The sequence below is a fragment of the Saccharothrix ecbatanensis genome (assembly GCF_014205015.1).
In the GTDB taxonomy this organism is placed as follows: domain Bacteria; phylum Actinomycetota; class Actinomycetes; order Mycobacteriales; family Pseudonocardiaceae; genus Actinosynnema; species Actinosynnema ecbatanense.
The window spans coordinates 5,719,464-5,740,770 of sequence record NZ_JACHMO010000001.1 but is presented as its reverse complement, the minus strand read 5'-3'; the positions used below and the strand labels follow the sequence as shown (position 1 = coordinate 5,740,770).

Annotated in this window: 21 protein-coding genes and 1 riboswitch; of the genes, 14 read left to right on the top strand and 7 right to left on the bottom strand. The window is 70.1% G+C overall.

Annotated elements, in window-relative coordinates; translation table 11 throughout:
- Nucleotides 1-24: 24 nt before the first annotated feature.
- Together F4560_RS24150 and F4560_RS24145 are read right to left on the bottom strand one after the other, a co-directional pair.
- On the bottom strand, nucleotides 25-585 hold the full coding sequence (locus tag F4560_RS24150) for an RNA polymerase sigma factor (RefSeq protein ID WP_184923455.1): 561 nt from the start codon (nucleotides 583-585) through the stop codon (nucleotides 25-27).
- 68 nt (nucleotides 586-653) lie between these two features.
- The gene (locus F4560_RS24145) at nucleotides 654-1,112 is read right to left on the bottom strand and encodes an SRPBCC family protein (RefSeq protein ID WP_184923453.1); all 459 of its coding nucleotides are present in this window, start codon (nucleotides 1,110-1,112) and stop codon (nucleotides 654-656) included.
- 55 nt (nucleotides 1,113-1,167) lie between these two features.
- Between F4560_RS24145 and F4560_RS24140 the strand changes: the two genes are divergently transcribed.
- The 7 genes from F4560_RS24140 (at nucleotide 1,168) to F4560_RS24110 (ending at nucleotide 8,072) form a co-directional block, all read left to right on the top strand.
- Nucleotides 1,168-1,716 (top strand): TetR/AcrR family transcriptional regulator, encoded by a 549-nt coding sequence (locus F4560_RS24140; RefSeq protein WP_312869451.1) that lies wholly within the window; start codon nucleotides 1,168-1,170, stop codon nucleotides 1,714-1,716.
- Nucleotide 1,717: 1 nt separating this feature from the next.
- A complete protein-coding gene (locus tag F4560_RS24135; RefSeq protein ID WP_184923449.1) occupies nucleotides 1,718-1,990 on the top strand; it encodes a DUF167 domain-containing protein in 273 nt (90 codons plus the stop codon).
- A 121-nt stretch (nucleotides 1,991-2,111) separates the two neighbouring features.
- Entirely contained in the window at nucleotides 2,112-3,584 is a 1,473-nt protein-coding gene (locus tag F4560_RS24130) for a potassium/proton antiporter (RefSeq protein WP_184929356.1), read from the top strand.
- 65 nt (nucleotides 3,585-3,649) lie between these two features.
- Nucleotides 3,650-3,763, top strand: a riboswitch (SAM riboswitch).
- Between the two features lie 40 nt (nucleotides 3,764-3,803).
- Nucleotides 3,804-5,123, top strand: a complete 1,320-nt coding sequence (locus F4560_RS24125; protein WP_184923447.1) for an aminotransferase class V-fold PLP-dependent enzyme — start codon at nucleotides 3,804-3,806, stop codon at nucleotides 5,121-5,123.
- A gap of 23 nt (nucleotides 5,124-5,146) precedes the next feature.
- Complete coding sequence (lspA, locus tag F4560_RS24120) at nucleotides 5,147-5,728, top strand: signal peptidase II (protein WP_312869449.1); 582 nt, start codon at nucleotides 5,147-5,149, stop codon at nucleotides 5,726-5,728.
- A 73-nt stretch (nucleotides 5,729-5,801) separates the two neighbouring features.
- Nucleotides 5,802-6,734, top strand: coding sequence for an RluA family pseudouridine synthase (locus F4560_RS24115; RefSeq protein ID WP_184923443.1), 933 nt, complete (start codon nucleotides 5,802-5,804; stop codon nucleotides 6,732-6,734).
- Nucleotides 6,735-6,857: 123 nt separating this feature from the next.
- A complete protein-coding gene (locus F4560_RS24110) occupies nucleotides 6,858-8,072 on the top strand; it encodes a multidrug effflux MFS transporter (RefSeq protein WP_184923441.1) in 1,215 nt (404 codons plus the stop codon).
- A gap of 145 nt (nucleotides 8,073-8,217) precedes the next feature.
- Here F4560_RS24110 and F4560_RS24105 read toward each other — a convergent pair whose 3' ends face one another.
- Nucleotides 8,218-9,111: an AsnC family protein gene (locus F4560_RS24105; RefSeq protein WP_184923439.1), complete on the bottom strand. Its 894-nt coding sequence runs from the start codon at nucleotides 9,109-9,111 to the stop codon at nucleotides 8,218-8,220.
- Nucleotides 9,112-9,282: 171 nt separating this feature from the next.
- On the opposite strand from F4560_RS24105, the gene dnaE reads away from it, so the two are divergent.
- The 3 genes from dnaE (at nucleotide 9,283) to F4560_RS24090 (ending at nucleotide 15,400) form a co-directional block, all read left to right on the top strand.
- Nucleotides 9,283-12,810: a DNA polymerase III subunit alpha gene (dnaE, locus tag F4560_RS24100; RefSeq protein WP_184923437.1), complete on the top strand. Its 3,528-nt coding sequence runs from the start codon at nucleotides 9,283-9,285 to the stop codon at nucleotides 12,808-12,810.
- An 87-nt stretch (nucleotides 12,811-12,897) separates the two neighbouring features.
- Entirely contained in the window at nucleotides 12,898-14,145 is a 1,248-nt protein-coding gene (locus tag F4560_RS24095; protein ID WP_312869448.1) for a cytochrome P450 family protein, read from the top strand.
- Nucleotides 14,132-15,400 carry an adenosylmethionine--8-amino-7-oxononanoate transaminase gene (locus F4560_RS24090; protein ID WP_184923435.1) on the top strand — a complete coding sequence of 423 codons (1,269 nt, stop codon included), beginning with the start codon at nucleotides 14,132-14,134 and terminating at the stop codon, nucleotides 15,398-15,400. The genes F4560_RS24095 and F4560_RS24090 overlap by 14 nt, the downstream gene beginning before the upstream one ends.
- Here F4560_RS24090 and F4560_RS24085 read toward each other — a convergent pair.
- A complete protein-coding gene (locus F4560_RS24085; protein ID WP_184923433.1) occupies nucleotides 15,380-16,024 on the bottom strand; it encodes a hypothetical protein in 645 nt (214 codons plus the stop codon). The two genes, F4560_RS24090 and F4560_RS24085, sit on opposite strands and share 21 nt — an antisense overlap.
- A 1-nt stretch (nucleotide 16,025) precedes the next feature.
- The gene (locus F4560_RS24080; RefSeq protein WP_184923431.1) at nucleotides 16,026-16,265 is read right to left on the bottom strand and encodes a glutaredoxin family protein; all 240 of its coding nucleotides are present in this window, start codon (nucleotides 16,263-16,265) and stop codon (nucleotides 16,026-16,028) included.
- A gap of 60 nt (nucleotides 16,266-16,325) precedes the next feature.
- Between F4560_RS24080 and bioD the strand changes: the two genes are divergently transcribed.
- The 4 genes from bioD (at nucleotide 16,326) to F4560_RS24060 (ending at nucleotide 18,972) form a co-directional block, all read left to right on the top strand.
- Complete coding sequence (gene bioD / locus F4560_RS24075; protein ID WP_184923429.1) at nucleotides 16,326-17,042, top strand: dethiobiotin synthase; 717 nt, start codon at nucleotides 16,326-16,328, stop codon at nucleotides 17,040-17,042.
- Between the two features lie 91 nt (nucleotides 17,043-17,133).
- Nucleotides 17,134-18,150 carry a biotin synthase BioB gene (bioB, locus tag F4560_RS24070; RefSeq protein ID WP_184923427.1) on the top strand — a complete coding sequence of 339 codons (1,017 nt, stop codon included), beginning with the start codon at nucleotides 17,134-17,136 and terminating at the stop codon, nucleotides 18,148-18,150.
- On the top strand, nucleotides 18,147-18,335 hold the full coding sequence (gene bsaP, locus F4560_RS24065) for a biotin synthase auxiliary protein BsaP (RefSeq protein WP_184923425.1): 189 nt from the start codon (nucleotides 18,147-18,149) through the stop codon (nucleotides 18,333-18,335). Before bioB ends, bsaP begins: the two co-directional genes overlap by 4 nt.
- Nucleotides 18,336-18,375: 40 nt before the next feature.
- The gene (locus F4560_RS24060) at nucleotides 18,376-18,972 is read left to right on the top strand and encodes a DUF2567 domain-containing protein (protein WP_184923423.1); all 597 of its coding nucleotides are present in this window, start codon (nucleotides 18,376-18,378) and stop codon (nucleotides 18,970-18,972) included.
- Nucleotides 18,973-19,095: 123 nt separating this feature from the next.
- Here the strand turns inward: F4560_RS24060 and F4560_RS24055 are convergent, their stop codons facing one another.
- The gene (locus tag F4560_RS24055) at nucleotides 19,096-20,358 is read right to left on the bottom strand and encodes an MFS transporter (protein WP_184923421.1); all 1,263 of its coding nucleotides are present in this window, start codon (nucleotides 20,356-20,358) and stop codon (nucleotides 19,096-19,098) included.
- Between the two features lie 181 nt (nucleotides 20,359-20,539).
- A complete protein-coding gene (locus F4560_RS24050; RefSeq protein ID WP_184923419.1) occupies nucleotides 20,540-21,268 on the bottom strand; it encodes a type I 3-dehydroquinate dehydratase in 729 nt (242 codons plus the stop codon).
- Nucleotides 21,269-21,307: the final 39 nt, after the last annotated feature.

The following is a 21,307-nucleotide window of genomic DNA, read 5'->3' as shown; positions in this document are numbered from 1 at the left end:
CCAGCCGTGGGTCCAACTCGTCCGTCACGACGTCTCCTTCCCGCGCTGGGAGCCCCGCGCCCGTCGCCCCTCGTTGCCGACCCGCTCGCTGATCTCCGCCCGCGCCTGCGACACGTACCGGCGCACCGACTCGCGCCGGCAGCCCAGCACGTCGGCGATCTCGTCGTCGCCGAAGTCCCAGAACCGCAGCGCCAACGCCGTGCGCAGGTGGTCCGGCAGGTTCACCACGGCCGCCAGCGTGCTGATCAGCTCGTGCCACGTCTCGGCGTCCCGCTGCCTCGGCACCAGGATCCGGTACGTGCCGCGCTGCCGGGCGACGACCTCGTCGGTCAGGTCGCCCGGCCGCTCCCGCCGGCGGGCCTGGTCCACCAGCTGGTTGCGGATCGTCTTCACCAGCCAAGCACGTCTCGACGGCGGGGCGATCACCGGCCAGTTCCGCCACGCGCCGACGAACGCCTCCTGCACCGCGGACTCGTGGTCCAGATGAGGCGACATCACCGCCGCGAAGCGGAACAACCGCGTGCGCTCCCGGTGGTAGAAGTCGCTGAAGGTGGCCGCGTGGTCGTCGGGATCCTCCGGCGTCACGAACCCTCCCCCCTCTGGTCCCGGTACCGGGTAGACGGACGAGACCGGGGGTTGTGGAGGAAATCCGGTCAAGCGGGTTGCTTCACGCTCCTCTCGGTCGCCGTGCGCATCAAGCGGACCCACGGAGACCACCTGGCCCGGTGAACGGGCGGGTGGCCGAGCGCGCGGGCGGCGTTGTCCAGCAGGTCCTCGATGAGCGCGTCGTGCAGCCACCGCACCGCCAGCGGCCACCCCAACCGCATCAGGCCGCGCGTCCGAGCGGCGATCGTGTGCTTCAAGCCACCCGGCACCGCTTCCAGCACGTGCGTCCCGACCAGCCCGAAGCTCGGCGCGAACGTGAACTCGACCCGTTGACCGGGGACGTGGTCGGTGCAGCTGTAGCGGATGAACGCGTGCCCGCCCTTCGCGCCGACGCCCAGCGGCCGGTCGAGGACCAGCGGGGGCCAGGCCCCGGGCCACAGCTCCACGATTCTGTCGATCACTTCCGCGCTGTCGGGGATCTGCCGGACGTGCACGTTCTCGATCATCACAACCTCCATACGCTACCGTATGGTAAGCGACCGTACGGTAGCGTATGGAGCCGTGGCAAGGCGGACGCAGGACGACTGGACCGGGGTGGCTCTCCGTGCTTTGGCCGAGGGCGGGGTGGCGGCGGTCGCGGTGGAACCGCTCGCGGCGCGGCTCGGCGCGACCAAGGGCAGCGCCTACTGGCACTTCCCCAACCGGGAGGCCCTGCTCAAAGCCACCCTCGAACGCTGGGAACGCCGGCACACCGAGGCCGTGATCGAGATCGTCGAGTCGGTGCCGGACCCGCTGGAGAAGCTGCGGGTGCTGTTCGGCAAGGTGCTGGAGGACGTGGAGGACGGCGCGGTCGAGCTGGCCCTGCTCGCGGCCAAGGACGACCCGGTCGTGGCACCCGTCCTGCGCCGCGTCACGGACCGCCGCATCGGCTACCTGCAGGACCTGTTCGGCGAACTCGGCTTCACCGCCGAGCAGGCGCACCAGCGGGCCGTCCTGGCGTACTCGGTCTACCTCGGGCAGGCCCAGCTGCTGTCGTCCGCGCCGGACCTGGTCAAGGCGCGGCGCGCGTTGCTGGAGGAGACGCTGGCTGTCATGACGCACCGTGCCTGACGTGTTCAGGTTCACCATTCGGGTGAAGCCGGGTGCGAAGCGGGAGGCCGTCGGCGGCCGGTGGGGTGACGACGCGCTCGTCGTCGCGGTCGCCGCGCCCGCCGTGGAAGGCAAGGCGAACGAGGCCGTGCGGAAGGCGCTGGCCAGGGCGTTCGGCGTGCGGAAGCAGGACGTCGACGTCATCGCGGGCGAACGCGGCCGGGACAAGGTCATCCAGGTCGACCCCGCGCCCGCCGGAGCCGCGGACGTGTTGGCCCGCCTGCTCGACGGCTAGCCGTGATCATCGGCCGGTGACACTCCGTGCGTTCCGAATTCGTCCATCTCGGTGTCACCAGGGAGAATGACCCGACGGTCGATGACAGCGGGGAACGACGCGTGGAGGTCGAGTGGGCGGTGTGACGGGCTTCCTCGGCATCGCCGCCGCGGTTCTCCTGCTTTCGGTCATCGCGGTCAGGGTGTCGATCCGGCTCGGGTTGCCGTCCCTCCTGCTCTACCTGGGCATCGGCGTGCTGCTCGGCGAGGCCGTGGTCGGCATCGAGTTCGAGGACGCCGACCTGACCCGGTCACTGGGCACGGCCGCGCTCGTGCTGATCCTCACCGAGGGCGGTATCACCAGCCGGTGGAGCGAGGTGCGGCCCGCGCTGGGCCTGGGCATCGCGCTGTCCACGGTGTCCGTCGGCGTGAGCATCGCGGTGACGGGGTTCGCGCTGCACTTCCTGCTGGACATGGACTGGCGCACCGCGTTGCTGTGGGGCGCCGTGCTGTCGTCCACCGACGCCGCGGCCGTGTTCAGCGTGCTGCGCGGGGTGGGCGTGGGCAAGCGGCTCATCGGCCCGCTGGAGCTGGAGTCCGGCATCAACGACGCGCCGGTGTACATCGCCGTCGTGCTGCTGGCCGCACCCGAGCCGATCACGTGGACCGCGCCGCTGCTGATGGCCTACGAGCTGATCGCCGGCGCGGTGATCGGCATCGCGCTCGGCTGGCTGGGCGGCATCGGACTGCGCCGCGCCGCACTGCCCGCCACCGGCCTGTACCCGCTGGCCACGGTCGCCGTGTGCCTGCTCGCCTACACCGTGGGCGACCTCGCGCACGCGTCCGGCTTCCTCGCCGTCTACATCGCCGCCCTGGTGCTCGGCAACGCCCGGCTGCCGCACCGGGCGGACACCCTGTCGTTCGCCGAAGGGCTGGGCTGGATCGCGCAGATCGGCCTGTTCGTGCTGCTCGGCCTGTACGCGTCGCCTGGCCGGCTGCTCGACGCGCTGGTCCCGGCGCTGGTCGCGGGGGCCGTGCTGGTGCTGCTGGCCCGGCCGCTGTCGGTGCTGTGCGCCGCGCTGCCGTTCCGGGTGCCCTGGCGGGAACAGGTGTTCATCTCGTGGTCCGGGCTGCGCGGCGCCGTGCCGATCGTGTTCGCCCTGATCCCGCTGATCCAGGGCGTGCCGGGCGCGCAACAGCTGGTCGACGCGGTGTTCGTGCTGGTCGTGGTGCTGACCCTGGTGCAGGGGACGACCCTGCCGTGGCTCGCCAAGTGGCTGAAGCTGGTCAAGTCCGGTGAGGCGCAGGAAGTGCAGGTCGACTCGTCGGCGCTGGACGAGCTGGGCGCGGAACTCCTCCAGGTCCGCATCCAGCGCGGCTCCAAGCTGCACGGCGTCTACCTGTCCGAACTGCGGCTGCCGCCGGGGTCGTCGGTGAGCCTCGTCGTCCGCGACAAGGACGGCTTCACACCGCAGCCGACGACCCGGTTGCAGGAGCACGACCAGCTGCTGGTCGTGTGCACGGAGGCCATGCGCACGGCGACCGAGCAGCGCATCAGGGCCGTGGACCGGGCCGGCCGGTTCGCCCGCTGGAAGGGCGATGTAGGTCTGCCGTGACCGGGTCTCCCAGGATGTGAACGCCCTCGACGTGAGCGGGCGCACTGGGTTACCTTCGACGTGAAGGTCATGAGTGCCAGCGACAAGCCCGGGCTTGCTGGCCGGCAACCCTCCTCCGCGGTGGGGTGCCCCCGGTGAGGACCTGGCCTGGCGCGCAGGGCGCCCGGCAAGCGCGGGCTCCCTCTCCGGCGGGGTCCCGGACCCCGGAGGCGTCACGTCATGACCGTCGCTGTTCCCCGAATCTCTGTTGCCGCGCTGCCGCGCGTCGTCGGTTCCACGCTGCGAGTGCCGTTGGTGACCGGTGAGCGCGTCGAGTACGCGAACCTCGACCACGCGGCCAGCGCGCCCTGTCTGGAGCAGGTCCGCGACGCGGTGGACGAGCTGCTGCCCTGGTACGCCAGCGTGCACCGGGGCGCGGGCTTCGCGTCCCAGGTCAGCACCAAGGTCTACGAGCAGGCCCGCACGTCCGTCCGCCGGTTCCTCGGCGCCCGTGACACCGACGCCGTCGTGTTCACCCGCAACACCACCGACGCGCTGAACCTGCTGGCCAGGAGCGTGCCGAAGCACACCGCCGTGATCCTGTTCGACACCGAGCACCACGCCGCGCTGCTGCCGTGGCGCGGTCCGAACGTCCGCCGCCTGCGTACCCCAGCCTCGCCCGCTACGGCGGTGTTGGACCTGGACCGGGCGTTGCGCGAGGCGCCGGTCGGCCCGCGCCTGGTCGTGGTGACCGGCGCCTCGAACGTCACCGGTGAGGTGTGGCCGGTGGCGGAATTGGCGCGGGTGGCCCGTCGGCACGGCGCCCGGATCGCCCTGGACGCCGCCCAGCTCGCGCCGCACCGCCCGGTTGACGTGCGCGCGCTCGACGTCGACTACACGGTGTTGTCCGGGCACAAGATCTACGCGCCGTTCGGTTCGGGTGTCCTGGTCGGCCGGTCCGACTGGTTGCAGGCCGCCGAGCCGTACCTGGTGGGCGGCGGGGCGACTTCCCGCGTCACGGACCACGGCGACCGGCTGGGCGTGGCCTGGTCCGCGGTGCCCGAGCGGCACGAGGCCGGCACGCCGAACGTGGTGGGCGTGCACGCCCTGGCCGTGGCCTGTGACGTGCTGGGTCGGAGCTGGGAGCAGACCGTCGAGCACGAGCGCGCGCTCCTGGCCAGGCTCCGCGCGGGCCTCGCGACCGTTCCCGGCGTGCACGAGCTGGCTCTTTTCGGCGCCGAGCACGACCGGGTGGGTGTGGTGAGCTTCACCGCCGGCGGTCAGGACGTCGGCTACCTCGCCGCGGCGCTGTCCGCCGAACACGGCATCGGCGTGCGTGACGGCGCGTTCTGCGCTCACATCGCCGTGCACCGTCTTGCGCACGGCGAGCGCGCGCTGCGGGCGTCCATCGGCCTGGGCACGACCGAAGAGCACGTGGACCGTTTCGTGGCCGCGCTGCGCACGCTCGTCACCGAGGGCTCGCGGTGGGAGTACGAACTCCGCGACGGCCGCTGGGCCCCGTTGAACGACGAGCGCGCGCTCCCGCCGTTCCTGCGCTGACCAGCATGCTGGACAATGGCCCGGTGAGCACCGATCCCAACACCGAGCCGGACACGCCGGAACAGCCGGACACACCGCTGCCCAAGCGACGGGTCCTCCTGCTGGCCGTCATCGCACCGCTCGTGTTGGCCGTCGACCTGGTCACCAAGATCCTCGCGGTGGAGCACCTGGAGGGGCGTGAGCCGGTCGAGCTGTTCGGCGGCCTCCTCTACCTGCCGCTGATCCGCAACACCGGCGCCGCGTTCGGCCTGGCCGAGGGCTGGACGGTGATCCTCGCGCTGATCGCGTTCGGCGTGGTCGGGTTCATCCTGTGGATCGCGCGCCGGCTGCGGTCGGTCGGCTGGGCCATCGGCCTCGGCCTGGTCCTCGGCGGCGCGATGGGCAACCTCGTGGACCGCGTCTTCCGAGGTCCCGGCCCGTTGCGCGGCGGCGTGGTCGACTTCATCTCGGTGCTCGACCCGTGGGGGAACTTCTTCCCGGTGTTCAACGTGGCGGACTCCGCCATCTGCGTGGGCGGCGGCGTGATCGTGCTGATGGCGCTGCTCCAACGTGACTACGACGGTACGCGCGTGGAGAAGCCCGCGGCCAAGAAGGCGGGCGCATGAGCGAGCTTGCGAGCGAATCATCCAACACAGTGCGCGCCGCTCTTGCCGCACCGAGCGCCAGCGAGGTGCGGGCATGAGCGGCTATAGGACCCTTCCCGTTCCGGACGGTCTGGACGGGATGAGGGTCGACGCCGGTCTGGCCAAGCTCCTCGGCCTGTCCCGCACGGTGGTGGTCGGGCTGACCGAGTCCGGCGACGTGCTGCTGGACGGACAGCCAGCGGGCAAGTCGGACCGGCTGATCGCGGGCTCGGTGCTGGAGGTCACCCTCCCCGAGCCCGAGCGGCCGATCCAGGTGCAGGTCATGCCGGTGGAAGGCCTGGAGATCCTGCACCAGGACGACGACATCATCGTGGTGGACAAGCCGGTCGGCGTAGCCGTGCACCCCAGCCCCGGCTGGACCGGCCCGACCGTGGTGGGCGGACTGGCCGCGGCCGGCATCCGGATCGCCACGTCCGGAGCGGCCGAACGCCAGGGCGTCGTGCACCGGTTGGACGTCGGCACGACCGGCGTCATGGTGGTGGCGAAGAGCGAGCACGCCTACTCGGCGTTGAAGCACGCGTTCAAGGAACGCACCGTCGACAAGCTCTACCACGCGCTCGTGCAGGGCCACCCGGACCCGATCAAGGGCACCATCGACGCCCCTATCGACCGGCACCCGAAGCACGACTACAAGTTCGCCGTGATGGCCAACGGCAAGCCCAGCATCACGCACTACGAGGTGGTGGAGGCCTTCCGGGCCGCGTCACTGCTCGACGTGCACCTGGAAACCGGCCGCACGCACCAGATCCGGGTGCACTTCTCGGCGCTGCGGCACCCGTGCGTCGGCGACCTGACCTACGGCGCCGATCCGTCGCTGGCCAAGCGGCTCGGCGTGACCCGGCAGTGGCTGCACGCCCGGACGCTCGGCTTCCACCACCCGGCCGACGGGCAGTGGGTTTCGTACACCAGCGAGTACCCGGCCGACCTCGCCGCCGCGCTGGAACTGTTGCGGGCAGAGGGTTACTGACGTTTTTCGGGGGTCGCGCGGACGAAAGTCTTGCGCCCGGCGGGTGATGTCGGACATATCGCTTTCCTCAGGTCGTTTGTCTTGCGAAGCTTTTGACAAATGAGTCCTGGGGGGAGTGCCGGAATGGACAACAGGACCCGACTGGTCGTGCTGCTGGGGTCCCTGTGCCTGCTGGGGCCGTTGTCGATCGACATGTACCTGCCGGGGTTCCCGGCGATCGCGGCGGAGTTCGGCGCGGCCGAGTCGCAGATCCAGCTGTCGCTGACGACGTTCATCCTCGGTCTGTCGGCGGGGCAGCTCGTGGTGGGACCGCTGTCCGACTCGTGGGGCAGGCGTCGGCCGCTGTTGGTCGGGATCGGCAGCTACGTCGTGATCTCGCTCATCTGCGCGGTCGCGCCCAACGCCTTCGCGTTCGCCGGTCTGCGCCTGCTCCAGGGGCTGGGCGTGGCGGCCGGGTTCGTGATCGCGATGGCGGTCGCGCGGGACCGGTTCGAGGGTGTCGCGATGGCGCGGTTCATGTCGCTGATGATGCTGGTCAACAGCCTGGGGCCGGTGTTGGCGCCGGTGCTCGGCGGCCAGCTGCTGAGGTTCACGTCGTGGCGCGGGACGTTCGTGGTGCTCGGTGTGCTCGGGTTGCTGCTGCTGATCGCCCTGGCCGTGGGGCTGCCGGAGACGTTGCCGCAGAGCAAGCGGCGTCCGGCGAACCTGCTGCTCACGTTGAAGGTGTTCGGTGGACTGCTCGCCGACCGCAAGTTCCTCGGCTACGCGCTGGCGTCGGCGTTGGCCCTTGGTGCGCTGCTGGCGTACGTCGCCGGCGGGTCGTTCACGTTGCAGAACGTGTACGGGCTCACGCCGCAGCAGTTCAGCCTGGTGTTCGCGCTGAACTCGGTGGCGGTGCTGCTGGCCGGCCTGCTCAACACCGCGCTGACCGGCCGCGTCATGCCGCGTCCACTGCTCAAGATCGGCATGGCGGGCTGTGCGACCGGCGGGGTGGGTCTGCTCATCGGCGGTCTGGTGGGTGGCGGCCTGGTGACGTTCCTGCCGCCGTTGTTCCTGCTGACGATGAGCGTCGGCCTGCTCATGCCGAACGCCTCGACGCTGGCGATGTCCCGGCACCCGGAGGCGGCGGGCAGCGCGTCGGCCGTCCTGGGTGTGACGACGTTCCTGGTCGGTGGCCTGATGGCGCCGCTGGTCGGTGCGGGCGGGTCGGCGAGCGTGCTGCCGATGGTGACCGTGATGGCGTCCGCGACCGTGCTGGCCGTGATCCTGTTCGCCACGCTGACCAGGGGCGACGTGGGCATCACCCGTGACACCGACCCCACCCCGATCCCCGCCTGACCCCGTGAGTCCTACGTTCGGAACGCGTGAGTCCTACGTTCCGGACCCCCGAGTTCAACGCTCAGGACGCCGCCCACCGTCCTGAGCGTTGAATTCAGGCGTTCTGAACGTAGGACTCACGGGTCCTGAACGTAGGACTCACGGGTTAGTCGTCGGTGGTCCAGACCAGGGTGTTGAGGTCGGTCTCGGGGCGGGAGCTCCAGCGGACCGAGAAGATCACCGTGTCCTCGGGCAGGATGTAGACGGTGTGGCCGCCGGCGGTCTCGCCGGGCTGGATGCCGATCTTGTGCGGCGGCCGGGAGGACAGCGACACGGGCGCCTTGGCGACCGTCTCACCCTTGTTGGTCATCAACATCAGGTACATGTCGGGCAGCGAGTTGAACGGCACCTGGCCGACGTTCGCCAACTCCGTGTGCACGACCACGGCCCGTTCACCGGCCGCCAGCTTGTAACCGGCCGCCGTGAACAGGAAGTCCGCCGGGTCGACCACCTCGACCAGTTGGATGGTCAACCGGGCGCCCTCCAGGCCCTCGGTCTCCAACGTGGTGCCGATCTTGCCGGTGCGGGACCGCGGCGCGGGCGCCTGGTCACCGCGTGCCCAACCGGACGTGCCGGGCACGCCCCACGTGCTCATCGGCTCCGACACGGGCACCGGTCCGGACCCGCCGTGCTGCGCCGGGAACGGCGCGCTGGGCGGCCCCTGCGGAACGGGATGACCCGGGTACGAGCCGGACGGCGTGCCGTGCACCGTGCCGGGCGTGGGCGGGTACGGGCCGCTCGGCGTGCCGCGGACGGCCTGGCCGCCGGGCCCCGAGTAGCTGCCCCACGCCACGCTGTTCGCCAACGCCTTGCGGATGCCGTTCGGGTCGCACTCCACGCCGACCAGCAGCGGCAGCCCACTGCCGGACAACGTGATCAGCCGGGCGGCGGCCTCCCGCGGGTCCATGCCCAGTCGCGCGGCCACCTCGTGCACGGCGGCACGGCCCATCTCGGCGATCATGGCCAGGAGACGGGCGTCGACGGGATCCGGCGCTACCACACTGAGAACGCTACCCGGCTGGATGGATCTCCGTCTCATCGACCCGCCCGCCCAGTTCCACGTGACCGGGGAGTGTCGTGGTGATGCGAGCCCGACGTCGTTATAGGGTCGAGCGCGTCTTGCCCGAGCGCTTTGAGTCCCGGGCCCGCTGCGATCTTCAGGGGGGTTTGGGTGTCCGACTCGTTTGTGCACCTCCACGTGCACACCGAGTACTCGATGCTCGATGGCGCGGCCAAGCTGAAGGACATGTTCGCCGAGTGCGAGCGGATGGGCATGACGGCCGCCGCGATCACCGACCACGGCAACATGTACGGCGCCTACGACTTCTACCGGCAGGCGACGTCGGCCGGGGTCAAGCCGGTGATCGGCATCGAGGCGTACCTGGCGCCGGAGTCGCGCTTCAACAAGAAGCGCGTGCTGTGGGGCGACCCGGGGCAGAAGTCCGACGACGTCTCAGCCAGCGGCGCGTACACCCACCAGACCATCTGGGCCCGGAACAACGAGGGCCTGCACAACCTGATGAAGATGTCCAGCCGGGCCTCCACGGAGGGTCAGCTGGGCAAGTGGCCCCGGATGGACGTCGAGCTGATCGCCGAGCACGCGGCGGGGCTGATGGCGACCACCGGCTGCCCGTCCGGCGAGGTCCAGACCCGGCTGCGCCTGGGCCACGAGAAGGAGGCCCTGGAGGCCGCCGCGAAGTACCGCGACATCTACGGCGCGGAGAACTTCTTCGTCGAGCTGATGGACCACGGCATCGAGATCGAGAGCCGGGTCCGGGGCGGGCTGATGGACATCGCCAAGAAGCTCAGCATCCCGTTCGTGGTGACCAACGACTCGCACTACACCTACTCCGAGGACCGTGACGCGCACGCGGCGCTGCTGTGCGTGCAGACCGGCAAGACGCTCGCGGACCCGAACCGGTTCAAGTTCGACGGCACGGGCTACCACCTGAAGTCGCCGGACGAGATGCGCGCGATCGACTCGTCCGACGCCTGGCAGGAGGGGTGCCGCAACACCCTGCTGGTGGCCGAGAAGGTCGACACCACCGGCATGTTCGCCTTCCAGAACCTGATGCCGCGCTACCCGACGCCCGACGGGCAGACCGAGGCGGACTACTTCCGCGAAGAGGTCTGGGAGGGCATGCGCCGCCGGTTCCCGGAGGGCGTGGACGAGGTGCACCGCAAGCAGGTCGAGTTCGAGATCGACGTCATCCTCCAGATGGGCTTCCCGTCCTACTTCCTGGTGGTCGCCGACTTCATCAACTGGGCCAAGGCCAACGGCATCCGGGTCGGCCCCGGCCGTGGTTCCGCCGCGGGCGCGCTGATCGCGTACGCGATGGGCATCACGGACCTCGACCCGCTGGCCCACGGCCTGATCTTCGAGCGGTTCCTGAACCCGGACCGGGTCAGCCCGCCCGACATCGACATCGACTTCGACGAGCGCCGGCGCGGTGACGTGATCCGGTACGTCACCGAGAAGTGGGGCGCCGACAAGGTCGCCCAGGTCATCACGTTCGGCACGATCAAGGCGAAGGCGGCGATCAAGGACTCGGCCCGCGTGCTGTACGGGCAGCCGGGCTACGCGGTCGCCGACCGGATCTCGAAGGCCATGCCGCCCGCCGTGATGGGCAAGGACATCCCGCTGGCGGGCGTCTTCGACCCGCAGCACAAGCGGTACTCCGAGGCCGCCGAGGTGCGCGCCCTCTACGAGACGGACCCGCAGGTCAAGGAGATCATCGACACCGGCCGCGGGCTGGAGGGCCTGATCCGCAACGCGGGCGTGCACGCCTGCGCGGTGATCATGTCCGCGGAGCCGCTGACGGACCACATCCCGGTCTGGAAGCGCCCGCAGGACGGGTCGATCATCACCCAGTTCGACTACCCGACGTGCGAGACGCTCGGCCTGCTGAAGATGGACTTCCTCGGCCTGAGCAACCTGACCACGATCGACGACGCGCTGAAGAACATCGCGCTCAACGGCAAGGGCGACGTCGACATCACGACTGTCGCCCTCGACGACCGGAAGGCCTACGAGCTGCTGGGCCGCGGTGACACGCTGGGCGTGTTCCAGCTCGACGGCGGCGCCCTGCGCGACCTGCTGCGGCTCATGCGCCCGGACAACTTCGAGGACGTCTCGGCCGTCATCGCGCTGTACCGGCCGGGCCCGATGGGCGCGAACTCGCACACGAACTACGCGCTGCGCAAGAACAAGCAGCAGGAGATCACCCCGATCCACCCCGAGCTGGAGGAGTCGCTGGCCGAGATCCTGGACACGACCTACGGGTTGATCGTGTACCAGGAGCAGGTCATGGCGATCGCGCGGAAGGTGGCGGGCTACACGCTCGCCCAAGCGGACCTGCTCCGCCGCGCGATGGGCAAGAAGAAGAAGGAGATCCTCGACAAGGAGTACGAGGGTTTCGAGGCGGGAATGCTCGCCAACGGCTACTCGCCCGAGGCGATCAAGACGCTGTGGGACATCCTCGTCCCGTTCGCCGACTACGCGTTCAACAAGGCGCACTCCGCCGCGTACGGCCTGATCGCGTACTGGACCGCGTACCTCAAGGCGAACTACCCCGGCGAGTACATGGCGGCGCTGCTGACCACGAACTCGGACAACAAGGACAAGTCGGCCGTCTACCTGGCCGAGTGCCGCCGGATGGGCATCACGGTGCTGCCGCCGGACGTCAACGAGTCCGAACGCGAGTTCGTCGCGGTCGGCAACGACATCCGGTTCGGCCTCGGCGCGATCCGCAACGTCGGCGCGAACGTGGTCGACGCGATCATCAGGACCCGCAAGGAGAAGGGGAAGTTCGCCGACTTCTCCGACTTCCTGCGCAAGGTCGACGTCCAGGCGTGCAACAAGAAGGTCGTCGAATCGCTGATCAAGGCGGGCGCGTTCGACTCGCTCGGCCACCCGCGCAAGGGCCTGCACATGGTCCACGTCGAGGCGGTCGACGCGATCATGCTGACCAAGAAGGAAGAGGCGCGCGGCCAGTTCGACCTGTTCGGTGACGGCGGCGGCGACGACGCGGGCGTGTTCGACGTGAAAATCCCGGACGAGCACTGGGAGGCCAAGCACCAGCTCACGCTGGAGCGGGAGATGCTCGGCCTGTACGTGTCCGGGCACCCGCTCAACGGCGTGGAGCAGCTGCTCGGGTCCTACTCGGACACGTCGATCCCGCGCATCCTGGAAGGCGACGTGCAGGACGGCACCCAGGTCACGCTGGGCGGCATCCTCACCACCGTGACCCGCCGGGTGAACAAGAACGGCGAGCCGTGGGCGTCGGCGATGCTGGAGGACCTGGCGGGCGGCATCGAGGTGCTGTTCTTCCCCAAGAGCTACATGGTGCACGGCATGTCCGTGGCCGAGGACGCGATCGTGCTGGTGAAGGCGCGGGTGGCGAAGCGGGAGGACCGGACGTCGCTGATCGCCAACGACCTGGTCGTGCCGGACCTGTCGGAACTGGGCGCGCAGGCGTTGAAGCTGAAGGTGGCGGCGTCGCGCTGCGACCCGAAGCTGGTGACGTTGCTGAAGGAAGTCCTCTCCGCGCACCCCGGCACCACCGAGGTGCACCTGAACCTCGTCATCAACAGCAGCCGCAACACGTTGCTGAAGCTGGACGACGCGCTGCGGGTCACGCCGACGCCGTCCCTCATGGGCGATCTGAAGGCGCTGCTTGGACCAGGGTGCTTGGGATGATCGGGTGACGTAGGTCCCATCCGGGGACACGAGGGAGTCTCGAATCGTTGAGTGAACAGGGTTTACTCGACTGAGGAGGAGATCCCTGTGGGGGAGAAGATCGCCGGTCTCGACGTGCTCGGACCCGAGTACTTCACCGACCCGCACGCCTATCACGCGCGGATGCGCGAGCAGGCGGCGGCGACCGAAGTGGTGTTGCCGCGCGGCACGAGGGCGTGGCTCGTCACCCGGTACGAGGATGCCCGGCACGCGCTGGCCGACCAGCGGTTCAGCAAGGACTACCGGGCTTTCCCGGACGTCATGCGGCGCAACAAGGTCGGGGACGACGACGTGCCGGAGGAGTTCGACCAGTCCCTGATGAAGCACATGCTGAACCTGGACCCGCCGGACCACACCCGGCTGCGCAAGCTCGTCACCAAGGCGTTCACCGCGCGGCGGGTCGAGCAGCTGCGGTCCCGGGTGCAGGAGATCACCGACGGGCTGCTGGACGAGATGGCCGCGAAGGCCGCGACCACCGGCGCCGGGATCGACCTGGTCGACGCGCTGTCCTTCCCGCTGCCCATCACGGTGATCTGCGAGATGCTCGACGTGCCGCTGGACCAGCGCGACGACTTCCGGGCGTGGTCGAACACCCTCGTCCTCGGCGGCCCGGACGCGGACGCCGTGCAGGAGGCGGCGGGTCGGATGGCGGACTACCTGACCCGGCTGGTCGAGCACAAGCGGTCCGACCCGGGTGACGACTTCTTCTCGGAGCTGGTGCACGCCGACGAGGAAGGCGACCGGCTCGACCACATGGAACTGATCTCCATGGCGTTCCTGCTGCTGGTCGCCGGGCACGAGACGACGGTCAACCTGATCACCAGCGGCGTGCAGCTCCTGCTCCGCCACCCCGACCAGGCGGAGAGGCTGCGCGCCGACCGGTCGTTGCTGCCGGGCGCGGTGGAGGAGTTCCTGCGCTACGAGAGCCCGGTCAACCACGCCACGATCCGCGTCACCGTGGAGGACGTCGAGGTCGGCGACGTGGTCATCCCGAAGGGCAGCGTGGTGGTCGTGTCGCTGAACGGCGCGAACCGCGACGCGGACCGGTTCCCCGACGCGGACCGGTTCGACATCACCCGGCCCGCCGGCGGGCACCTGGCGTTCGGCCACGGCGTGCACTACTGCCTGGGCGCGCCGCTGGCCCGGATGGAGGGCGAGATCGCGATCGGGTCGCTGCTGGACCGGTTCGACTTCGCCCTGGCGGCCGACCCGGAGTCGCTGCGGTGGCGGCAGGGCACGCTCATGCGCGGGCTGGAGTCGCTCCCGGTTAGCCTGACGCCCCGTGGACCGCGATGAGCTGCTGAAGCTGGACCAGGCACACGTCTGGCACCCGTACGGCCCGATGCCGGGCACCCTGGAGCCGCTGGTGGTCTCGTCGGCTTCGGGGGTCCGGCTGCGGCTGGACGACGGCCGCGAGCTCGTCGACGGCATGTCGTCCTGGTGGGCCGCGATCCACGGCTACCGGCACCCCGTCCTCGACGAGGCGGTGCGCGACCAGCTCGGCCGGATGAGCCACGTCATGTTCGGCGGCCTCACCCACGAGCCCGCGGTGGCGTTGTCGGCACGGCTGGTGGAGATCACGCCCGAGCCGTTGCAGCACGTGTTCCTGTGCGACTCGGGCTCGGTGTCGGTCGAGGTCGCGGTCAAGATGGCGGTGCAGTACTGGCGTTCACAGGGCCGGCCGGAGAAGCGGCGGCTGCTGACGTGGCGCGGCGGGTACCACGGCGACACGTTCCAGCCGATGTCGGTGTGCGACCCGGAGGGCGGGATGCACTCGCTGTGGCGGGGCGTGCTGCCGGAGCAGGTGTTCGCGTCCGCGCCGCCGCGCGACCTGGAGACCGCGTACGTCCAGGAGCTGGCCGACCTGATCGAGGCGCACGCCGGCGAGCTGGCCGCCGTCATCGTGGAGCCGGTCGTGCAGGGCGCCGGTGGGATGCGATTCCACGACCCGCGCTACCTGCACGTGCTGCGCGAGCTGACGTTGGCGCACGACGTGCTGCTGATCTTCGACGAGATCGCCACCGGCTTCGGCCGCACCGGTGAGCTGTTCGCCGCCGACCACGCCGGGATCAGCCCGGACGTCATGTGCCTTGGCAAGGCGTTGACCGGCGGATACCTGTCGATGGCGGCGACCCTGTGCACGTCACGCGTGGCGGACGGCATCTCGCGCGGCGACGTGCCGGTGCTGGCCCACGGGCCGACGTTCATGGGCAACCCGCTCGCGTCGGCGGTCGCGCTGGCGTCCACCGACCTGCTGTTGTCCCAGGACTGGAAGGGGTCGGTGGGGCGGATTGAGAACGGGCTGAGGTCCGGGCTGGCGCAGGCCCCCGGTGGCGTGCGGGTGCTCGGCGCGATCGGCGTCGTGCAGCTCGACCACCCGGTGGACATGGCCGCCGCGACCGCCGCCGCCGTCGACCACGGGGTGTGGCTGCGGCCGTTCCGGGACCTGATCTACACCATGCCGCCGTTCATCAGCACGGACGACGACGTGGCCGCGATCAGCGCCGCCGTCGTCGCCGCGGCCGAGGCGTCACACGCGCAGCAGGGTTGAGCCCAACACCAGCAGCAGGGTCGCGTAGGCGACGCAGATCCAGCCGACGGTCTGGTTGGTCGGCCTGCCCTTGCGCTTGAGCACCACGCCGGACACCAGCCACCAGCCGAGCGCGGCCACGCCGAGGGCCGGCGGCGCGGCGAACACGCCGTACCCACCCGAGTAGACGCCCGCCCAGAAGTCCACCGGCAGGCTGACGCCGTCGGCGTAGTAGGTGGGAACGCACACCACCGCGACCGCCGACCACACCCAGGCCACGCCCTTGAGCCGGTTCGCCGTCCCGGGTTTCGCGGTGCCCCGGTTGAAGGCGACCACGGCCCACGCGATGAACGCGCCACCGACGAACAGCCAGCCGGTCACCGTCGACACGACCGGCACCCGGCCGACCACCTTGCCCAGGGTGGGGAACACCAGGTCCCACATGATCAGGTGCCCGCCGATCAACCAAGCGGTTGCCGCCACGACGATGAAGGTCTGCACGCCGCCGCTCTGCCGGTCGAACCAGTTTTTCGGCTTGGTCCGCACGGCCGGCTGGGGGAAACGGGTGGCTGCGATGACCGCGATGTTGTCGCGCTCCTGCTGGGTGCTCCGCTGTCGGCGCTTGCGTCTGCCGTTCTTGCCCACGTCAGTGCTGGACGGCGGCGGCGAGTTCGGTGTTCGTCGGCTCGATCAGCACCCGGCCGTCCGGCAGCACGACCACCGGGATGTTCTTGCGTCCGCCGGCGATCTCGATCGCCCGGTCGCGGGCCGCGTCGTCGTGTTCGACGTCGACCTCGGTGAACGGCACTTCGTGCTCCCGCAGCCATGCCTTCGCCCGTCGGCAGTCGCCACACCAGTCCGCACCGTAGAGAACGATCTCACTCATGCGTGTGACTTTAGAACGCGGCCGGCCGCGACTCTACGTGAACGCCTAGGCTCGGTGCCCGTGAGCGTCCTCGTGATCACCGGCACGGGCACCGAGGTCGGCAAGACGGTGGTCGTCGCCGCCTTGGCGGCACTGGCCGTCGCCGAAGGCCGACGGGTCGCCGTGCTCAAGCCCGCGCAGACCGGCGTCGCCGACGGCGAACCGGGCGACCTCGCCGAGGTGGTCCGCCTCGCCGGCCCGGTCACCACCCGTGAGCTGCGTCGATACCCCGAACCGCTGGCGCCGGCCACGGCCGCGCGCCGGTCCGGCCTGCCCACCGTGCACCCCAGCGAGATCGCCTCGGCGGCCGTGGCGCTGGACGAGACGCACGACCTGGTGCTGGTCGAGGGCGCGGGCGGGCTGCTGGTCCGGTTCGACGACACGGGCTCGACCATCGCCGACGCGGCGTGGGCGCTCAACGCCCCCGTGCTGATCGTCTCCCACCCCGGCCTCGGCACCCTGAACATGACCGCGCTGACCTCGGAAGCCCTGCTCCGGCGGGGTCTGGAGTCGATCGGCGTGGTGGTCGGCCGCTGGCCTTCCACACCCGACCTGGCCACCCGCACCAACCTCGTGGACCTGCCCGAAGCCGCCGGCGCGCCACTGCTCGGCGTGCTGCCCGACGGGGCGGGGTCGCTGGACCGCACGGAGTTCGCCGAAATGGCCCGGGACGCCCTGTCGCCGTGGTTCGGCGGCGACTTCGACCCGGAGAAGTTCGCCGCGCCGCACACCTGCTGACCGAATCCAGTGACGCACATCGCTGGGACCGGCCCAGGTCCGTGCGGCAGACTGCACGGCGGACCACCGCCGGAGTTCCCGAGGAGAAGTCGTGACCGCAGCGCCCGAACAGGTCGATGTCCTCAGCGTTGCCCGTGAGCAGGTGCTGGAGCAGGGCGTCGGGCTGTCCGAGGAGCAGGTGCTCGAAGTCCTCCAGCTGCCCGACGAGCGCATCCCCGACCTGCTGGAGCTCGCGCACGCGGTGCGCATGCGCTGGTGCGGGCCGGAGGTCGAGGTCGAGGGCATCGTGTCGCTGAAGACCGGCGGCTGCCCCGAGGACTGCCACTTCTGCTCCCAGTCCGGGCAGTTCCCGTCGCCGGTGCGCTCGGCCTGGCTGGACGTGCCCGGCCTGGTGAAGGCCGCCCGGCAGACCGCCGACACCGGCGCGACCGAGTTCTGCATCGTCGCCGCCGTGCGCGGGCCGGACAAGCGGCTGCTGTCGCAGGTGCGCGACGGAATCAAGGCCATCCGCGAGGACGGCAACGACATCCAGATCGCCTGCTCGCTCGGCATGCTCACCCAGGAGCAGGTGGACGAGCTGGTGGAGATGGGCGTCCACCGCTACAACCACAACCTGGAGACGGCCCGCTCGCACTTCCCGAACGTGGTCACCACGCACTCGTGGGAAGAGCGGTGGGACACGCTCAAGATGATCCGCGAGGCCGGTATGGAGGTCTGCTGCGGCGGCATCATCGGCATGGGGGAGACGCTGGCGCAACGCGCCGAGTTCGCCGTGCAGCTGGCCTCGCTGGAGCCGGACGAGGTGCCGCTGAACTTCCTCATCCCGAACCCCGGCACCCCGTACGAGAACTACCCGATCGTGGAAGGCCCGGACGCCCTGCGCGCGGTCGGCGCGTTCCGGCTGGCCCTGCCGCGGACGATCCTGCGCTTCGCCGGCGGCCGTGAGCTGACGTTCGGCGACCTCGGGGCCAAGCAGGGCATGCTCGGCGGCGTCAACGCGATCATCGTCGGCAACTACCTGACCAACCTCGGCCGCCCGGCGCAGCAGGACCTCGACATGCTGGGCGAGCTGTCCATGCCGATCAAGGAGCTGAGCAAGACCCTGTGACGTACTGCGGATACTGCGGCAAGGACCTTGCCGCGACGGACCACTCGGCGTGCGCCTCGCGGCTCGGCGTGATCGACCCGCCGCGGTTCTGCGGCGAGTGCGCGCGCCGGATGGTGGTGCAGGTGACGCCCGCCGGCTGGACCGCCGCGTGCAGCCGCCACGGGGAGATCACCTCCGCGCGGTAACCTGCCCTGCATCTGGTCACGTGTGCAGGGAGGTCGTCGGGTGGCGGAGCAACCGGTGGACGAGCGGGCCACGCCCGTTCGGGTGCCACCCGCGCCGGCGTTCGAGTACTACTACGTGGTGCAGCGCCCGCGGGTGGTGGTGAAGCGGGACCTGCTGCCCGCGTTCTCCGTGCTGTCCGCGATCGCGCTGCTCGGGCTGCCCGTGGGGTGGCTGTGGGCGTGGCTCGCGCCGCCGCAGAACGTGGTCGTGCAGCAGGACGCGTCGATGGTCCCGGTGACCGGTGAGAGCTACCACCGGCTCGACGGGCTGATGCTGTTCGTGCTGATCGGGCTGGGCATCGGGCTGATCACCGGCATCGCGGTGTGGATGCTGCGGGAACGGCGCGGGCCGGTGGTGATGCTGGCGGCCACGCTCGGCTCGGTCGTGGCGGCCTACCTGGGCCAGCTGACCGGCACCGGGACGGCCGCCGGCAAGTACACCGTCGGCGCCGCGCCCGAGGTCGGTGACGTCATCGCCCTGGCCCCGGTGCTGGAGACGTGGTGGGGCGTGCTGGCGTGGCCCTTGGGCACGGCGCTGGCGTACGGCTGCCTGGCCGCGTGGAACGGTCTGGACGACCTCGGTCGCAGGCTGGGTTAGGTCCTCCTTTCGGGTTGGACCCGCCGGGTCAGAGCCGGTACTCCGCGTCGGGCACGTCGGTGACGAACATGTGCCCCGGCGCGTGGCCGCCGTGGTGCCGGCGCACCTCTTGCGGTGTCGTGGTCATGTCAGCACGGCGCCCTTCGTCTCGGGGAGCCCGAGGAGCGCCAGCACGGCGATGCCGTACGCGATCGCGCCGACGATCATCGCGCCACCCACGCCCGTGCTCTCCGCCAGGAATCCCACCAGGGCCGGGAAGAACGCGCCGACCGCGCGGCCGAAGTTGTAGGTGAAGCCCTGGCCGGTGCCGCGCAGCTCGGTCGGGTAGAGCTCCGCGAGGAACGCGCCGAAGCCGCTGAAGATCGCCGACGAGGTGAAGCCGAGCGGGAACGTGACCAGCAGGATCAGCCAGTTCGCGCCCGCGGGTATCTGGGTGAACAGGACGAGGAGGATCGCGCTGAGCACGGCGAACAGGGTGAAGGTGCGCTTGCGGCCGAGCCGGTCGGTCAGGTAGCCGCCGGTGACGTACCCGGCGAACGCGCCGGTGATGAGCAGGGCCAGGTACCCGCCGGTGCCGACGACGCTCAGGCCGCGTTCGGTCTTGAGGAACGTCGGCACCCAGCTCGCCAGCGTGTAGTAGCCGCCTTGGACGCCGGTGGCGAGGAGTGCGGCGAACAGGGTGGTCCGGCCGAGTTTCCCGGCGAAGACGGCCTTGAAGTTCCCCTTGCGCGGGCTGGACTTCAGCGCCGTCTCGGCCTTCGGGGCGTCCTTGACGTTGCGGCGGATGTAGAAGACGAGGACGGCGGGGATCGCGCCGGTCCAGAACAGCACGCGCCAGGCGATGTCCTGGGGCAGGAAGCTGAACACGACGGTGTAGACGATCACGCTCAGGCCCCAGCCGACGGCCCACGAGCTCTGGATGAACGCGACCGTGCGACCGCGGTACTGGGGTTTGCAGTACTCGGCGACGAGGATCGCGCCGGCCGCCCACTCGCCGCCGAAGCCCAGGCCCTGGAGGGCGCGGAACACCAGCAGCGTCTCGTAGCTGGTGGCGAAGCCGCACAGGACGGTGAAGACGGCGTACGTGATGACGGTGATCATGAGGGTGCGGACCCGGCCGATGCGGTCCGCGAAGATGCCCGCGATCGCGCCGCCGAGGGCGGAGACGACGAGGGTGACGGTGTTGAGCAGGCCCGCTTGGCCTTGGGTGATGCCGAAGTAGGCGGTGATGGCGAACAGGCCCAGGGGGAGGACCTGGAAGTCGTAGGCGTCCAGGCCGAAGCCGCCGAACGCGCCGACGAACGCCCGTTTGCCGTTGCGACCCAGCGTGTGGAACCAGGCGAACGGGCCTCGGACTTCCTCGGTGTCGATGTCCGTGGTGCTCATCTCGGGGATCACCTCGCAGCCGTGAGGGTGTGCCGTACCCCACACGCTAGAGGATTGTTGAACAATCCCACCATAGAGCAAGAGGGCGAACCACCCCGTCGCGTGAGTCCTACGTTCGCGACGCGTGAGTCCTACGTTCGGAACAGGCGTGTCCTACGTTCAGGACCCCCGAGTTCAACGCTCAGGAGCCGCCGGGGGCCTTCCGCCGGTCGAACTCCGGGTAGAACTTGCGCATCAGGGCGAACGTCTCGGCGAAATCGAGTTGGCCCGACGTGGGCTGGTGGCCGATGAACGTATAAGTGAGGCGCGAGCCCAGAGCGGGGAAGAAGATTCGTGACGCGGTGCCGGTCGCGCCCATTGCGATGACGATCATTTGCGTATTCTCGCCGGCGTTCAGCAAAAGCGATGCCAGGGTCTTCACGTCGGTGCCGGACGTCGCCATCGTGGAGATTTTGACGATATCGGCCCCGGCGGTTTCGGCGTCACGGACAATGGCTTCGAGCGAGTCGAGACCGGGCGTGTGGTCGAAATTGTGGTACGACACGATCGACAGCGCGTCGTGCGCACGCGCCGCGCTGATCACGTCGGTCAGGATGCCGCCCGACGACAGCTCGACGTCCACCGCGTCCACCAGCGGCGCGACGGCGCGGAACAGGTCGAGGCGCTCCTCCTCGGTGCCGCCCCACCCGCCACCCTCGACGGCTGAACGCACGGTCGCCAGGACCGGCAGGCCCCGGAACGCGTGCACCTTTTCCAGCACGTGCCCGACATCGGTCCGCGAGAACCGGTCGATGCGCAATTCCGCCACGTCGACACCGGAAGCCAGCGCTTCCCGGGCCGCACGCTCGCAGTCGTTGTCGTCGAAGCTCACCGCGACCAGGGGCACACCGCCGTCGACCAGCGCACGCATGGTATTCATTCGCGGGATCCTACACCGGGCGCCGGAACG

Excerpts from the sequence above, each read along its gene's own strand:
- F4560_RS24145 (WP_184923453.1), bottom strand. The coding sequence starts at position 1,112 with ATGATCGAGAACGTGCACGTCCGGCAGATCCCCGACAGCGCGGAAGTG.
- F4560_RS24125 (WP_184923447.1), top strand. The coding sequence starts at position 3,804 with ATGACCGTCGCTGTTCCCCGAATCTCTGTTGCCGCGCTGCCGCGCGTC.
- F4560_RS24115 (WP_184923443.1), top strand. The coding sequence starts at position 5,802 with ATGAGCGGCTATAGGACCCTTCCCGTTCCGGACGGTCTGGACGGGATG.
- F4560_RS24110 (WP_184923441.1), top strand. The coding sequence starts at position 6,858 with ATGGACAACAGGACCCGACTGGTCGTGCTGCTGGGGTCCCTGTGCCTG.
- F4560_RS24080 (WP_184923431.1), bottom strand. The coding sequence starts at position 16,265 with ATGAGTGAGATCGTTCTCTACGGTGCGGACTGGTGTGGCGACTGCCGA.
- F4560_RS24055 (WP_184923421.1), bottom strand. The coding sequence starts at position 20,358 with ATGAGCACCACGGACATCGACACCGAGGAAGTCCGAGGCCCGTTCGCC.
- F4560_RS24050 (WP_184923419.1), bottom strand. The coding sequence starts at position 21,268 with ATGCGTGCGCTGGTCGACGGCGGTGTGCCCCTGGTCGCGGTGAGCTTC.